We start from the raw sequence: 12,890 nt of genomic DNA, 5'->3' as shown, positions 1-12,890 counted from the left end.
ACGCAATGGAGAAGATCGGCCTGCCCATGCCGGTGCTGAGAACTCCGACGGTGGACCCGGGCGAGGAGTTCACCGCTCATAAGGAGGACTCGCTGCTCGACACCTTCGATCGCCGCGCTCGCGACCTCCGCATCTCCCTCACCGACTTCTGCAATCTGCGCTGCACCTACTGCATGCCGGAAGAGGGCGTCGAGTTCATGTCTCGCGACTCCGCAATGTCCGGTGACGAGATCGTCCGCTTCGTCCGCATCGCCGTGGAGAAGTTCGGCGTCGACCAGGTCCGCTTCACCGGAGGCGAACCTCTCACCCGCAAGGACATCAACGAGATCATCGCCGGCGTCGCAGCACTGGAGCCGCGACCGAACATCGCACTGACGACGAACGCGATCGGCCTGGACAAACGCGCCGCGGGGCTGAAAGCGGCGGGACTGGATCGCATCAACGTCTCTCTCGACACGATCGATCCGGAGACCTTCGCGACCATGACCCGGCGCCCGTTCCTCAAACGTGTGCTCGAGGGCATCGACGGGGCGAAAGCCGCCGGTCTCAACCCTGTGAAGATCAACGCTGTGCTGCTGCCGGGGGTCAACGATGCACAGGCTCCTGATCTTCTGCAGTGGTGTCTCGAGCAGGATCTGAGCCTGCGGTTCATCGAACAGATGCCCCTGGATGCCGGACATTCCTGGGAACGGACGTCGATGATCACCGCAGCCGACATCTTCGCCCTCCTCGAACCCCGATTCGTGCTCACCCCGGATTCGGCCCCGCGGAACGGGGCCCCGGCCGAGAAGTTCCTCGTCGCCGATCGACGCCGTCCCGATTCGATCCTCGGCACTGTCGGCATCATCGCTTCGGTCACGCGTCCCTTCTGCGCCGACTGCACTCGCACCCGCCTGACCGCGGAGGGACGTGTGCGCACCTGCCTGTTCTCTCGCACCGAGGTCGATCTGCTCACGGCGATGCGCGATGGTGCCTCCGACGAATCGATTGCGAACCTATGGAAGGGTGCGCACTGGAAGAAGCTCGCCGGTCATGGGATGGACACGGATTCGTTCGAGCAGCCACAACGACCCATGAGCGCCATCGGAGGATAAGTGCCCACCATCACCGTTCGGTTCTTCGCCGCAGCCCGGGAGGCCTTCGGCGCCCGCGAATCACAGATCCGTGCCGGGTCCGTCGATGAGCTCGTCACGTCCCTCGCCGAGGCGGCCGACCCCCAAGCCGCGACCGTGCTGTCGCGCTCGAGCTTCCTCGTCAATTCCGTGGCCGCCACCGATCGGTCCGTGAAACTGTCCGACGGTGACACCGTCGATGTCCTCCCGCCGTTCGCCGGCGGGTAGGACCTTGAACGGCGAGATCGGTTGAAGCCTCGTCAGCTCTGCTCTGGAGCCGCCTGTGACAGATAGGCGAGATATCCGCCGTTGACCGACGTCACTGCCATGCCGTGTGAACGCAGCTGCGCAGCGGTCTTCGCCGAGCGCACTCCCGACCGGCAGTAGAGGGCGATGCCGTGCGGCCGTGCTGGGGCGGCATCAGAGAAGGCGGACGTGTCCGCTGTGTCGGGAGTCGGCAGGCGGCTGGGATCGGCGAGCAGCTCGTCCATCGGAATGTGAATGGCACTGGGGACCATCCCCGAGGCGACCTCATCGTCATCGCGGATGTCGACGAGGATGGAGTCGGCCTCGACGTCCGCCCAGGTCACGGTGGCCGGCCCCAGAAGGCTTTCCCCTGTGGTCGGACCGGCTGTTCTCTCTGCGGTGTCGTCGGTCTTGAGTGAGTCGAACGTGTGCTGGGCGTAGTCGCCGCGGTGCTGCCCGAGGTCTGTCACCGGAGGCCTGCCCGGAATCGGTCGCACCGGGACCGTCTCCCAACTGGTGTCGAGGCTGCTGTGGATGGCCACGCTGTTGACGAGCGGTGTGCCGATTCCGGTGAGCACCTTGATGGCCTCCATCGCCATCGCGGATCCGATGCTTCCGCACAGGGGCCCGAGGACTCCGGCGACCGAACAGTCGGGCACACTGCCCGGAGCCGGAACCTCGGGGTAGAGGTCGCGCAGTGTGGCGCCGCGTTCGGCATCGAAGACGGCGACCTGACCGTCGAAACCGAGGATCGTCCCCCACACGAGTGGGATTCCGAGAATCTCACAGGCATCGTTGGCAAGGTAGCGGGTGGCGAAGTTGTCGCTGCCGTCGACGACGATGTCGACGCCTTCGAAGAGTTCGAGAGCGTTGTCCGGAGTGAGCAGCTGCGGAATCGTCCGGACCTCGATCGACGAATTGATCCCGTTCATCCGCTGCCGGGCGGAATCGATCTTACGAGTGCCGATGGCCGCCTCGGTGTGGATGACCTGGCGATGCAGATTGCTCAGCTCGACGACATCGGGATCGATCACGGTGATCGTGCCGATGCCGACGGCCGAGAGGTAGCTGAGTATCGGGGCGCCGAGTCCCCCGGCACCGATGACGACAACATGCGAGTCGAGCAGTGCGGCCTGCGCGCTTTCACCGAATCCGGACAGTCGGATCTGCCGGGCGTAGCGGGTCCGGTCGGCAGGACTCAGGCGTGAAGTCGACATGACCCCATCCTAATCCGGAAGGGAGGGAGGGAAGGCGTCAGCACTCGAGGTAGTCGATGGCCGTGCCTGCGCACAGTTCTGCTGAACCATGCGGGGTATCGGTGCCGCGCGGGATTCTGATGATCACATCGGCCGCGGCGAAGTTCGGAAGCCTGGACCGGTCGGCAGGGAGGATCTCCCCTGATTCGGTGAAGGTGCCGGGACGGAAAGTGACGGCGTTTCCGTGTGTTCGCAGATCGGGTCCTGCGAGAAGTCCCTTCCGCCATCTCCGTCGCAGGCTCTTCCCGGTCAGCAGCGAGCCGACGAAGAGGTGGAAGGCGACGAAGGCTCCCTGTGGAGTGCCGGGCAGATGGATGAGCGGCAGAGTGCCGCGGCGTCCGAAGCCCTGAGGCGATCCGGGTCGCATATCCAGTCGGCGGAACGTCGAATGGTCGGGTTCCAGGACCTGACGGACGACTTCGAAGGCACCGGCGCTGATACCTCCGGTTGTCACAACGAGGTCGGCCTCGGCGCTCATCGTCGTGAGCACACCGCGCAGCTCGTCGGCGTCGTCGCTGCACGTGGCTTCGATGGGTTCGGCACCGAAGCCGCGGACTGCGGCGGCGAGCATCGGCCGGTTCGAATTGAAGATCGAGGAGGCGGCCGCCTCGGTGCGACTCTCACCTGTCTGGTCGGCACCCTGGATTTCGTCCCCGGTGACGATCAGACCGATGCGGGGTCTGCGGAGAACTTCGATCTCGGTGATGCCGAGCATCGCCAGCACGCCGACTCCGGCTGAGGTGATCCGCTCCCCGGCGGTCAGGACGATGTCGCCCCGGCACATGTCCTCACCGATCGAGCGGATGTTCCACCCGGGCGGGACAGCGGCGGGGAGGGAATCGATTCGGATGGCTTCGGGAGCCGGCCCGGTCTGTCGAGCGTCGGTCAGCTCGACAGGGACGACCGCCTCGGCGCCGGAGGGAACGGGAGCACCTGTCATCACGCGCACGGCACATCCCGTCTGCAGCGTGACGGCGGAATGTCCGGCGGGGGTGTCGCCGACGACTCGAATGGCGTTCCCGTCGCGGGCGGAGTTCAGGGCCGCGCCGTCGAGGGCGAAACCATCCATCGCCGAGGCGGCGAAGTCGGGCACCGATCGCGGAGCTCTGATGTCCGAGGCCGTGGTGCGCCCGACGGCGCTGCGTACCGGCGTCGTCTCGGTGTGGAGATTCGGTGCCAATTCGGCGATGAGCTCGGAGTAGTCCTCTGGGTCCAATGATGTCCTTCCCTCGCTCCGATCCTACTTGTGAATCGGCGGAGCCAGACGCGATGATTCGGTGCGGCACTGGTCGAAGTTCCGGTGCGACTCGGACCGGGTTCGTCTACAGTGTGGAGCGTGGACACTGACCGAGCAGTAACCATCGAATCCTCACAGTTGAAACCGCTCAGCTGGGAGGCCGCTGCGGCTGCCTCGCTGGCGGTCTCGGCGGTTGTGCTCTTCGGCCTGGGAACGACGTTTCCGCAGGTCCGCGCCTTCGGATACGCACCGATGCTCGCGGCCCTGATCATCGCGTGGAGTGTCAATCGGAGTTTCGCCAGAGACCTCAGCATCATCGCCGCGTGTCTCGCTCTCATCTCGGCGATATCGGTCGAAGCCGATATCTCGTGGTCGAACATCGCACGCATGGGCGTTGTGCTCTCGGCCGTCGTCATCGGCCCTTGGCTCGTGACTCGTTACGTGTTCGATGACGAGACGATCCAGTTTCCGCTGCGTCGCGGCCAGCCCTGGTCGCGGCTGGAATGGGCCTGGCTGGTCTTCGTCGTTGTGGTCGCCTGGGCAGTGCTGCCGCAGTACTTCATGCGCACCGGGGTCTACCTCAACTGGCCTCCGCTGACGAACTGGTCGGAGATCATCCGACTGTTCTTCGGGGTCAACGCCGTGGGCATCTGGGACGAGCTGTTCTTCATCTGCACGGTCTTCGCGCTCCTGCGCAAACACTTCTCGTTCTGGACCGCGAACATATTCACCACGATCATCTTCGTCTCGTTCCTCTGGGAGCTCGGCTACCGGTCGATCGGTCCGCTGCTGACGATCCCCTTCGCACTCGTGCAGGCCTTCATCTTCACTCGCACGAAATCGCTGCCGTATACGGTCACGGTGCATCTGCTCTTCGACGCGCTCGTGTTCCTCACGATCGTCCACGCCCACCATCCTGACGCGCTGCCCATCTTCATCGGCGTCTGACTCGGGGGTCGCGTCCCTCGCGCTCGCCGAGGCTGTGCGGCGCTGTGCTCGCGATTTGCCGCGCCAGCGTCACGCCCTCCCGTTGGTCGCACGCCCTCCCATTAGTGCCAATTCATACCGTTGCTCCCGCATCCCTCACCCGTCCGGCCACACCCTCGTGCTGCAACGCTCTGAAGCGACACTGCGGGTGAGGGATGCCCGCCCGGAAACGACGAAGGCTCCCGTGAGGCGGTGACCCACAGGAGCCTTCGGACTGCGCTGGCTATGCGCGAAGCTACTGAATCAGCGGATTCCGCGCAGCAGCCCCAGCATCGGCTTCGTCAGCGTCAGCGCGAGCAGGCCGAGCACGACCGACGATCCGCCGACCGACAGCCAGTAGGGTGCCTGGTTGCCGGCGTCGAAGTACCCGCCGAGCACACCGGACAGTGCCGTACCGACACCCGAGGCAAGGAAGAACACGGCGATCATCTGCGACTGGAAGACCTTCGGAGCGACTTTCGTCGAGAACGACAGGCCCACCGGCGAGATGAGCAGCTCACCGAAGACGAATACGGCCAATGTGAGAGCCACCCACAGCAGCGGAGTCTCATTGGGGCCGGCCTCAGCGAAGGGCAGGAACATGAGGAAGCCGATGCCGATGAGCACGAGTGACAGTCCGGCCTTGACCGGTGTCGAGATCTGCTTGGGTCCGAGCTTCATCCACATCGTCGCGAACAGCGGGGCGAAGACGATGACGAAGAACGCAGGGATCAGCTGGATCCAGTTGATCGGCATCTCCCATCCGAAGATCGACCGGTTGAGCTGAGTATCCGAGTAGACGGTCAGCACTCCGAAGATCTGCTGGTACATCGACCAGAACACCACAACCGTCAGGAAGAACGGGATGAAGGCGAGAACACGAGAGCGTTCGTCGGAGTTCGTCTGCGGCGAGGTGTACATGACGATGAAGTAGCAGGCGGCCGCTCCGGCAGAGATCCCGGCGATCCACCAATCGAGGTTTTCCGCGTTGACGATCTTCGTCATCCATAGAATGACGGCGAGGAGAATGACGACCACGACGGCCACGATGAAGAGGTAGAGCTTGTTCTTCGGCAGCGGATTGACTGCAACACGAGACTCCGGCGGCAGGCTCTTGCGACCGGTGAGGTAGATGATCAGGCCGAGTGCCATACCGACCGCGGCGGCCCCGAATCCATAGTGGAATCCGATGTTCTTCTGCAGGAGTCCGGTGAGCAGCGGGCCGAGGAGGGCACCGATATTCACGCCCATGTAGAAGATGGTGAAGCCGGCGTCACGACGCGGGTCCTTCTCTTCGTAGAGTTCACCGACCAGCGCCGAGGCGTTCGCCTTGAGACCGCCCGAGCCGAGCGCGACAAGGATGAGGCCGACGGCCACTCCCCCGAAGCCGGGGATGAAAGCCAGGCAGATGTGGCCGACCATGATGATGATCGCGGAGTAGAAGAGGACCTTCTCCGCTCCCGCCAGCCGGTCGGCAATCCAGGCGCCGAGGATCGTGGCGAGGAAGACGGCACCGCCGTACGCACCGACGATGCCCACGGCCGTACCCTGCTCCATCCCCATGCCGCCGTCGGTGACGCTGAAGTAGAGGTAAATCGCGAGGATGCCGTTCATCCCGTAGTAGGAGAATCGCTCCCACAGTTCCAGGCTGAACAGCTGCATGAGCGGCAGAGGGTGTCCGAAGAAGCGGGTATCGCTGCGGACGGCCTCGGTCGTCGAGGTGCTTGAAGACATTGTGTGCTTTCCGTAGTGGTGTGAGAGGCCACGATCCGTGGCGCATTTCACGATGGACCAGCGGACATCCTACTCCTCGGTTATGTCCCGGTCACACCTGGCAATGCCTGGGACACGCCGTCCCAAAACACGGAAAGTCGAAGTGATTCAGATCTCTTCCTCGGCTCCGTCGACGCGCTGCCGTGACGGCTTGTCAGAGCTCAGATCGCGGCGCCTCCCGACGAACAGATTGAGGACACCGGCACACAGGACGATCGCCGAGGCGGCCACCGGGACGGCCATCGCCACGGCCGTTCCCCGATCCTCGGCGAGGATTCCGTTGATCGCCGAGGACACCGATTGGCCGACGATGATCGCCGACCCCGCCATCGACATCACGGTCGCCGACCGTCCGAGCGGCGCACGTTCGGCGGCGAGGCTGAAGAGGGTGACGAGGCTCGGGCCGATTCCCGTGCCCATGAGCAGCAGAGCCATGACGATGATCGGCATCGATTCCGTCGACGCGAGGATGACCGATCCCGTGACCAGAATGGGCGCGAAGCACAGCAGTCGCGCCCACAGAGCGAACGCAGAGGGGAACAGCGCCACCGAGATCGCCAGCACCGCAGAGCCGATGCCCATCACTCCGTAGATGAGACCGGCCTCCTCCGGCCGGCCGATGTCGTTGGTCAGCGCGGTGAGAGCGGTGAGGGTGGAGCCGAACACCATTCCGACGCCGAAGACACCGAGGATGATGACGAAGACACCGGCGGTGAACATGTCCTTGGCGGGGGCACGCTCGCCGAGGCTGCTCGACGTTCCAGTCGAACGCGCCCGCCCGGTCGGGTGGAGTGCGAAGGCGGAGACGAAGACGAGCGTCATCACGATCGCCCCGATGATGGGCGCGACCGGGGTGAAGAAGGTCGCCAAGAGTCCGACGAGGAAGGGTCCGAAGACGAAGATGACCTCATCGGCTGCGGATTCATAGGCCATCGTGGCATTGAGCACCTTCGGCCGCCTCGACAAGGGCAGCACGGACATGACGATGTCGACGAGGCGAGACCGCGACATCGGCGCGACCTGAGGTGAGGTGGCACCGATCGCGAAGGCGGCGATGAACACGACGAAATCCGGCAGCGGGCTGAAGACGACCCACGCCATGAAGGTCAGCGCCAGGCAGTTGAGGATCCCGGCGATGAGCAGAACATAGCGCTGACCCCACCGGTCGGCGGCCGCCCCGATGAAGGAACCGAACAGAGCCGTGCCCAATCCGACCACAGCTGAGTTGATCCCGCCCAAGCTCAGCGATCCGCGGCCGGCCACAACGAGGGTGAGCACACCGACGACGATCATGGCGAAAGGCATGCGGGCGACGAAGGCGATCGGGAAATAGCTGCGTCCGACGGCCGAGAACAGAGTCGGTGAGGACTGCTGCGCGGTGGTGCGCCGAGCCGAGGCGGGCATGTCGCTGTCTGTCATATCAATCCAGTTTCTGCTCCCGTTCGTCCGGGAGGTCGTGCCGCCGTGGTGACCTGGATCAAATCACTCGGTAGGTGCACGCTGTTGATCTGAGAAAGTCGAACCGAAGGGTTCACCTTCAGGCTACTGTGTTTGGCGATCCGATTCGAGTGCCAATGCACCAAGCGACGTTGAGTTTGATCACCATGGCACGGACCTCATTCCCATCCGCGACTCAGAAAGAACGCAGATCGGTCTGCGAGGATGACGGCTATGAACTTCTTGTCTCGCGTCATCGTCAACGCCTGTGCGATCTGGGTGGCGGCCTGGATCCTGCCGGGTGTGACGATCACAGGGAACCGGGTCGTCGAGGAGCAGGCCGGCGCCATTCCGGCGATGATCATCTCCTACCTCGTCATCGGCCTCATCTTCGGATTGGCGAATGCCTTCATCAAACCGATCCTCAGCTTCGTCTCGGCTCCGATCACGTGTCTGACCCTGGGACTGTTCTCCATCGTCATCAACGCGATCATGTTGGCGCTGACGAGTTGGCTCAGCGGGTTCACCCCGTTCGAGTTCACCATCGATTCGTTCTTCTTCTCCGCCATCTTCGCCGCGATCATCGTCTCGATCGTCTCGGCTCTGCTCGGTTGGCTGGTCCCGGAGCGAAGCGCCGAACACGACCGGAGATGAGCAAAGTCCTCTACGCGATGTAGACTGTTGCTGAGAGTCAGCTGACCACCAGAAACATCGCCGGAGGAGACCATGTCCGATATCGCCGCCCCGAAGAGAACCCGCAATTCAGCATCGTTCGCCGATGTCACCGTCTTCGTCTTCGCCTTCGCTCTGTTCGTGTTCGGACTCTACCTCTTCGGAGCCTCATTCTCCTCACCTGAGGGAACCGAGTTCTGGGTGTTCTGGGGTGGTCTGCTCGCGTCGTGCTTCGCATTCCTCGTGCCGATTCTCTACCGCTGGGCACGCGACTCCCGCCGCTGATCTCCAACACGGTTGAAGAGAAGGGCCGCTGCGCTGATGCGCAGCGGCCCTTCGTCGATTCACCGTATCTGCCTTGGGCCTGTCACGCGCCGAATCACCGGTCGATTCGCCGGTGGCAGAAATCCATGATCGCCGAGGCGGCCTCCTCCGACCGTTCATAGTGCACGAGGTGGCCCACCCCATCCAATTCCACGAATTCGACGTCGGGGAGCTTCTCCACGAATGCCCGGGTCGGGCCGATCGGGGCAATGGCGTCCTGATCGCCGGCGATGACGAGCGTGGGCATATTCAGGTGGTCGGCCACCTCGGTGACGGTGTGCGCGACGGACGTCGCGAAGGCCTCTGACAGGGACGCGCGGTCAGCGAACGACGAGAAGTGCCGCGAATGCTGATCATGGATGTACGAACGCAGGCCGGGGTCGCGAGTCGTGGCCATGGCCACGCTCATGGCCCGGACGATCACGGGGTTGCTCAGCAGGGAGCGACCGGCTCGCTCGGGCAGCCGCGCACCGAGGGCGTAATAGGCGCGGGTGACCGCGGTGAGGAATCGTGCGGGCCCTTCGAGGGCGGGGCTGGTGATCGGATTGATGAGCACGAGCTCGTCGACGACGTCCCGGTGGGAGGCCGCCAGGTGGCTGACCAGGATCGACCCGAAGGAGTGCCCCACCAGGATCGGTGTCACGCCCCGCTGCCTGCCCACCTCGGCGCGCAGAGCGAGGAGATGATCGACGAAGGCAGAGAGCGACGAACCCGAATCCAGCGGGGCAGTGAGACCGAACCCGGGCAGGTCGGGCACGACCACCTCGCGGTCGGTGATGCTGCCGGCGATGAGGTCCATTCCATGATGATCCCCACGGAAGCCATGCACCATCAGCAGCGGACGCCGACGCCGCTCACCCGGATGGATCCACGCGGCCGTGCTGTGGGAGCCCAGCCGGATGTCGGTCCGCTGTGATTCTCGTATCCGCACCTCAGTCGGTTTCGGCGGTGTGCAGTCGACTCACGGCACGTCGGGGCACGACCACCACCGGAACGGGCAGGACACGCAGCAGACGGCGAGCCCTCGCACCGATTGCGACCTTGCCTCCGTGGCCCAAGCGGCTCGATCCGATGAAGGCGAGGTCGCCGGGCTGCCAGTCGATGGTCTCGGCGGCCTCTTCGATATCGGCTCCGGCCTTGGTTCTCACCGTCGCACGGCCAGAGGCCAGCATCTCCGAAGCGTCGTCCGCCAGCACCGCTCCCCCGTACTGTTCGGCGAATTCGGTGATCTCGGCGACCTCGTCGTCATAGAGTCCGTCGTTCTCGATCAGGGACAGCAGTCTGAGATCGACTCCGAGGCCGACAGCCGATTCGATGGCCGCTCCGATGAGTGACGAAGCACCTGGGCGAGCCCCGTAGAGTGCGGTCACCCGCGAGATCGGCCCGATGTCGGACCTGCCCGACGGGGCGAGCACGACGGGCACCGTCGACGAGTGCAGCAGCGATGAAGCGACCGTGCCGATGCGCAGTTGGCGCATCAGTGTGGTGGCCCGTGCACCGATGATGATGCCCAGTGCGCCTTCCTGCTCGGCGACCTCCATGAGGCCCTTGGATTCGTTCGAGGCGATGTGGATGCAGCCTCTGGCGCGGATGTCATCGGGGATGAGTGCCAGGGCTTCGTCCAGCCAATCGTCGATCTGCTGGGCCACGATCCCGGCCCCGTCCTTGGGCACGGCGCTGCCGGCGAGAATCGTCGATGATTCCGGACGGACGATGGTGACCACGAGTTCGACGTCGATGGAACGCGCGATCGAAATGGCCAGCGAGATCGCATCCCGGCCCCGATCCGTGGCGATGTATCCGACGACCAGACGTCTGGTGGTGGCGGTCTCTGACATCCTCAACTCCTCAAGCTGCGTGTCCGACTGATGCACGTCTCTTCCGATTCTACGTCGGCCCAAACAGCGCTTCGACCAACAGTTTTCACGAACCGTCTTTCTCGCCCGAACAGTCGAAGTGAAAATATTTGAGAAAATAATGAACAAAACTCCCACACGCAATGAAAGCTGTGCTAAATTCGACAGTGCAATTACGGATTCGCAGACACCACCCTGATTGCACCTTGACAATAGCGGACGTTGACGCCGTCCCCACGAGATCCACGACCATGAAAGGAGAGCAGTTACGATGATGAATTTTCTTGCAGGCCCTGACCTTCGAACGCCTTGGCATGAATACGCTGCCTGCCCGATTGGCGGACAAGGACTCGTCGGCTGACACAGCCGTCTCCCACGTCTTTTCCACCGGTTGGCTTCCGGCCACCGTTGTCCTCTGAGCCACCGGTTGCCTGATATCCGGCATTCTTCACGCCCGGCTTGTGTCCAGATCACTTTCGGCATCCCTGCTGTGCCCAGCACCGCCAGTTGCCGCACCTGATCCGGCCACTTCACGCCGACATCATTGAGTTCGGTCCGATCTGCTGCATTCGCGAGTGAGCGCCGTACCACCTGGCGCCTTCCGCTGTGCGGCCGACCAGTTCGGATTCATTGCCTATCGTATTCCGTTGCCATATCAGTGAATCTGTCATTGCAATGACCTATTCCCTTATTGGCAATTAGCTGCCTTTGTCATATGCACCCTTGCGCAGGCGATTCATTGTCAATGTCGCGACTTTTTCGGCAATTGTTTATCTGACCGCCATTCCGGGATATCTCCTGCCCATTTGCGGATATCCCCTGCCCGAAAACCACGAGGAATAATTGTGTCCACCACATTCCCATTCACCTATCCACGACGCTGGGCCCTGAGCACCGGAATGAAGCTCATCCGGTGGGCGCGCCGCCCAGCCCCGACACCCGAGTCTCGCCGCCTGAAGGTTGCCCGTCGTCAGCAGGCTCGCCTGCGCGAACACGCTCGCGAGCAGCGCGTACGTGAACTGCGCGAGCGGGATATCGTGCGCTACCTCAGCCAGGTCCGGCCGTTCATCTGATCCACCGCGGAGAATCCTCGGCGGATAGCTGACTCGCCGCGGCCCGAGTTCATCGGACTCGGGCCGCGGGGTCGGCCCCGATCAGTGCCTGAACACGGGGTTCCAGTATTCCCGCCCTTGTGGCGAGCGTCACTCTCCGCCGATTTGGTCTCTCACCCACACGTGGGTAATATTGATCAAGCAAGCGGGGGTATGGCGCAGTTGGTAGCGCGTCTCCATGGCATGGAGAAGGTCAGGGGTTCGAATCCCCTTACCTCCACCGCTGAAGGGCGGGGATCCAAACAAGGATCCTCGCCCTTCTTGCTACCTGACGGCGGCCCAGCAACCTGGCGCGAGGTTGCTGGGCCGCCGTCAGGTAGTAATTAGGGGCGGGTTTCCAGGGTGAGCAAGGTGCGTTTCTTTCCCTCTCCCCATGCGTAGCCGGTCAGGGATCCGTCCGCTCCGATGACTCGGTGGCAGGGCACGATGATGCTGATAGGGTTCTTTCCGTTGGCGGCCCCCACAGCACGCGCCGCACCGGGTCTTCCCAGCATCTCGGCCAGCTCACCGTAACCTGCTGTGCTGCCAAACGGAATCTGCGTCAGCGCCTGCCACACCGAGCGTTGGAATTCCGTTCCCTTCGCCGCCAAGGGCAGATCGAACTGTGTGCGCTGGCCTGAAAGGTACTCCCCCAGCTGTGCCTCGGCGCGGTGGAAGATCTCCAGGTCGTCTTCCGGAGTCGGTTCGACTCCGAACGTTCTGTCGAGTCGAGCATCGATCGCCTCGGAGACCTCGAGATAGAGACCAGTGAGATGGACTCCGTCGGAGGTGAGCAGGATCGGTCCTAGGTCCGTATCGAGGATCGTCGTATATACCGGCGCCGAGGCGGTCGGCAGCTCCATGGCAGCGGTGAACTTCCGTGCGGTGTCGGGTTGGGTCGTTGTCGGCGTGGTCATGTC

13 protein-coding genes and 1 tRNA gene are annotated in these 12,890 nt (G+C 63.5%); 7 read left to right on the top strand and 7 right to left on the bottom strand.

Features of this window, described 5'->3' with window-relative positions; genetic code table 11:
• The first annotated feature begins 5 nt into the window (after nucleotides 1–5).
• Nucleotides 6–1,094, top strand: coding sequence for a GTP 3',8-cyclase MoaA (moaA, locus tag KTJ89_RS02580; protein ID WP_172169326.1), 1,089 nt, complete (start codon nucleotides 6–8; stop codon nucleotides 1,092–1,094).
• Nucleotides 1,095–1,340 carry a MoaD/ThiS family protein gene (locus KTJ89_RS02575; protein WP_139467091.1) on the top strand — a complete coding sequence of 82 codons (246 nt, stop codon included), beginning with the start codon at nucleotides 1,095–1,097 and terminating at the stop codon, nucleotides 1,338–1,340.
• A 32-nt stretch (nucleotides 1,341–1,372) separates the two neighbouring features.
• On the opposite strand, the gene KTJ89_RS02570 is transcribed toward KTJ89_RS02575, so the two are convergent.
• Both KTJ89_RS02570 and KTJ89_RS02565 read right to left on the bottom strand, forming a co-directional pair.
• Complete coding sequence (locus KTJ89_RS02570; RefSeq protein WP_259356740.1) at nucleotides 1,373–2,575, bottom strand: ThiF family adenylyltransferase; 1,203 nt, start codon at nucleotides 2,573–2,575, stop codon at nucleotides 1,373–1,375.
• A 37-nt stretch (nucleotides 2,576–2,612) separates the two neighbouring features.
• Nucleotides 2,613–3,830: a molybdopterin molybdotransferase MoeA gene (locus tag KTJ89_RS02565; RefSeq protein WP_259356739.1), complete on the bottom strand. Its 1,218-nt coding sequence runs from the start codon at nucleotides 3,828–3,830 to the stop codon at nucleotides 2,613–2,615.
• Nucleotides 3,831–3,941: 111 nt separating this feature from the next.
• Between KTJ89_RS02565 and KTJ89_RS02560 the strand changes: the two genes are divergently transcribed.
• Nucleotides 3,942–4,799: a CPBP family intramembrane glutamic endopeptidase gene (locus KTJ89_RS02560; protein WP_374990245.1), complete on the top strand. Its 858-nt coding sequence runs from the start codon at nucleotides 3,942–3,944 to the stop codon at nucleotides 4,797–4,799.
• 282 nt (nucleotides 4,800–5,081) lie between these two features.
• On the opposite strand, the gene KTJ89_RS02555 is transcribed toward KTJ89_RS02560, so the two are convergent.
• Nucleotides 5,082–6,551 (bottom strand): peptide MFS transporter, encoded by a 1,470-nt coding sequence (locus KTJ89_RS02555; RefSeq protein WP_172169317.1) that lies wholly within the window; start codon nucleotides 6,549–6,551, stop codon nucleotides 5,082–5,084.
• A gap of 147 nt (nucleotides 6,552–6,698) precedes the next feature.
• A complete protein-coding gene (locus tag KTJ89_RS02550; RefSeq protein WP_229663914.1) occupies nucleotides 6,699–8,009 on the bottom strand; it encodes an MFS transporter in 1,311 nt (436 codons plus the stop codon).
• Nucleotides 8,010–8,261: 252 nt separating this feature from the next.
• Between KTJ89_RS02550 and KTJ89_RS02545 the strand changes: the two genes are divergently transcribed.
• Nucleotides 8,262–8,681 (top strand): phage holin family protein, encoded by a 420-nt coding sequence (locus KTJ89_RS02545; RefSeq protein WP_039210811.1) that lies wholly within the window; start codon nucleotides 8,262–8,264, stop codon nucleotides 8,679–8,681.
• A 72-nt stretch (nucleotides 8,682–8,753) separates the two neighbouring features.
• Nucleotides 8,754–8,984: a hypothetical protein gene (locus tag KTJ89_RS02540; protein ID WP_259356737.1), complete on the top strand. Its 231-nt coding sequence runs from the start codon at nucleotides 8,754–8,756 to the stop codon at nucleotides 8,982–8,984.
• A 94-nt stretch (nucleotides 8,985–9,078) separates the two neighbouring features.
• On the opposite strand, the gene KTJ89_RS02535 is transcribed toward KTJ89_RS02540, so the two are convergent.
• Both KTJ89_RS02535 and KTJ89_RS02530 read right to left on the bottom strand, forming a co-directional pair.
• Nucleotides 9,079–9,822, bottom strand: coding sequence for an alpha/beta fold hydrolase (locus KTJ89_RS02535; protein WP_253903692.1), 744 nt, complete (start codon nucleotides 9,820–9,822; stop codon nucleotides 9,079–9,081).
• A gap of 133 nt (nucleotides 9,823–9,955) precedes the next feature.
• A complete protein-coding gene (locus KTJ89_RS02530) occupies nucleotides 9,956–10,861 on the bottom strand; it encodes a universal stress protein (protein ID WP_139467079.1) in 906 nt (301 codons plus the stop codon).
• Between the two features lie 863 nt (nucleotides 10,862–11,724).
• Here KTJ89_RS02530 and KTJ89_RS02525 point away from each other — a divergent pair.
• A complete protein-coding gene (locus KTJ89_RS02525) occupies nucleotides 11,725–11,952 on the top strand; it encodes a hypothetical protein (protein WP_139467077.1) in 228 nt (75 codons plus the stop codon).
• Nucleotides 11,953–12,138: 186 nt separating this feature from the next.
• A tRNA-Ala gene (locus KTJ89_RS02520) sits at nucleotides 12,139–12,211 on the top strand.
• A 103-nt stretch (nucleotides 12,212–12,314) separates the two neighbouring features.
• Here the strand turns inward: KTJ89_RS02520 and KTJ89_RS02515 are convergent.
• The gene (locus tag KTJ89_RS02515) at nucleotides 12,315–12,887 is read right to left on the bottom strand and encodes a methylated-DNA--[protein]-cysteine S-methyltransferase (RefSeq protein ID WP_310650269.1); all 573 of its coding nucleotides are present in this window, start codon (nucleotides 12,885–12,887) and stop codon (nucleotides 12,315–12,317) included.
• Nucleotides 12,888–12,890: the final 3 nt, after the last annotated feature.

This window comes from Brevibacterium sediminis (genome assembly GCF_024895295.1).
GTDB lineage: Bacteria > Actinomycetota > Actinomycetes > Actinomycetales > Brevibacteriaceae > Brevibacterium > Brevibacterium sediminis.
Note: the sequence above shows the minus strand (reverse complement) of the source record. Positions and strands in the feature narration are given on the sequence as shown.

Excerpts from the sequence above, each read along its gene's own strand:
- moaA (WP_172169326.1), top strand. The coding sequence starts at position 6 with ATGGAGAAGATCGGCCTGCCCATGCCGGTGCTGAGAACTCCGACGGTG.
- KTJ89_RS02570 (WP_259356740.1), bottom strand. The coding sequence starts at position 2,575 with ATGTCGACTTCACGCCTGAGTCCTGCCGACCGGACCCGCTACGCCCGG.
- KTJ89_RS02555 (WP_172169317.1), bottom strand. The coding sequence starts at position 6,551 with ATGTCTTCAAGCACCTCGACGACCGAGGCCGTCCGCAGCGATACCCGC.
- KTJ89_RS02550 (WP_229663914.1), bottom strand. The coding sequence starts at position 8,009 with ATGACAGACAGCGACATGCCCGCCTCGGCTCGGCGCACCACCGCGCAG.
- KTJ89_RS02545 (WP_039210811.1), top strand. The coding sequence starts at position 8,262 with ATGAACTTCTTGTCTCGCGTCATCGTCAACGCCTGTGCGATCTGGGTG.
- KTJ89_RS02540 (WP_259356737.1), top strand. The coding sequence starts at position 8,754 with ATGTCCGATATCGCCGCCCCGAAGAGAACCCGCAATTCAGCATCGTTC.
- KTJ89_RS02535 (WP_253903692.1), bottom strand. The coding sequence starts at position 9,822 with ATGGACCTCATCGCCGGCAGCATCACCGACCGCGAGGTGGTCGTGCCC.
- KTJ89_RS02530 (WP_139467079.1), bottom strand. The coding sequence starts at position 10,861 with ATGTCAGAGACCGCCACCACCAGACGTCTGGTCGTCGGATACATCGCC.
- KTJ89_RS02515 (WP_310650269.1), bottom strand. The coding sequence starts at position 12,887 with ATGACCACGCCGACAACGACCCAACCCGACACCGCACGGAAGTTCACC.